Origin of the sequence: Leucobacter soli (assembly GCF_042659205.1) — a bacterium.
In the GTDB taxonomy this organism is placed as follows: Bacteria; Actinomycetota; Actinomycetes; order Actinomycetales; family Microbacteriaceae; genus Leucobacter; species Leucobacter soli.
The window spans coordinates 1-1,108 of sequence record NZ_JBHSRW010000399.1 but is presented as its reverse complement, the minus strand read 5'-3'; the positions used below and the strand labels follow the sequence as shown (position 1 = coordinate 1,108).

The following is a 1,108-nucleotide window of genomic DNA, read 5'->3' as shown; positions in this document are numbered from 1 at the left end:
GGCGCGCTTCCCCCGGCGCGCGGCGCGCACGATCAGCAGGACGACCAGCGCGGCCGCGCCGACGAGGGCGAGCCAGGGGAGCAGGATCCCAAGCCCGACGAGGGCTCCTGCGCCGGCCGCGACCAGGGAGTGCCAGCCCGCGACGAGACCGTCCCAGAAGTTCGCGGGCCCGCCCGGCAGCGTGCTCGTCGAGCTCAGCTGCACCCAGATCGTGGCCTCGTCGATCTGATCCTCGAGCGCGGTCAGCTGGGCGGTGAGCCCGTCGAGCTCCTGCTGACGCTCGGAGAGCGCGGCCTCGGCCTCGAGCAGGTCGCTCGTGGTGGCGGCGCCGCTCATCAGCTTCGTCAACCGCTCGACCGAAGTCTCGAGCGCCGCGACGCGAGCCCGCAGGTCGACGTGCTCGGCGGTGACGTCGGTGGTGTTCCGGCTCTCGGACACGACGTCGCCGAGCTCGGCGAGCGCGGCGAACGCCTCGTCGATGCGCGACGCCGGCACCCGCAGCTGCAGGCTCGCGCCGGCGCCGGAGCCGTCGCCTCCGCGGTCGATCGACTGGGATGCGACGTGCCCGCCCAGGTCCTTCGCGACGTCGGCGGCCTGGGCCGCGACCGCGTTCGGGTCGGCCACCCGTATGGAGATGTCGCCGGTCCGGATCACCGAACGCCCCGCCGCATCGACCTGCGCGTCCTCGCTCGCATAGGAGCCGTCGCCGATCGCGTCGGCGCTCATCGGGGAGCCGGCCATCATCTCGATGCCGTCGGCGCCGCCGCTGTCGCCCGAGGACGACGCGCACGCGGAGAGGGGGACGAGCAGGAGCGCCGCGAGCAGCGCGGGGGCGAGGGTCCGTCGTCGTGTCATGGCCACACCGTACGGGAGGGACGCTGCGAATCGACCCGGGGGATCGGTGCCGTGGCGAGATCGTTATGCGACGCCCGTGTCGGGGGTCTGGTGAATAATGGTGCCGGGAACGACCCCGAGGAGGCGGCGATGACCGGGACGATGACGCAGGATCCTGCCGGCGAGGGCGCCTCGGCGGACCGGCGGTACGACGTGGTGGTGGTCGGCGCGGGCGTCAGCGGGCTCGCAGCCGCACGCCTGCTGGCGGATGCGG

The 1,108-nt window shown here is 73.9% G+C and carries 1 protein-coding gene; it reads right to left on the bottom strand.

Going from position 1 to position 1,108, the window contains the following annotated elements; all coding sequences use genetic code 11:
- A partial coding sequence (locus ACFPZL_RS13515; protein WP_382335901.1) for a DUF4349 domain-containing protein occupies window positions 1-855 on the bottom strand: 855 nt, incomplete at its 3' end.
- Between the last annotated feature and the right edge of the window lie 253 nt (window positions 856-1,108).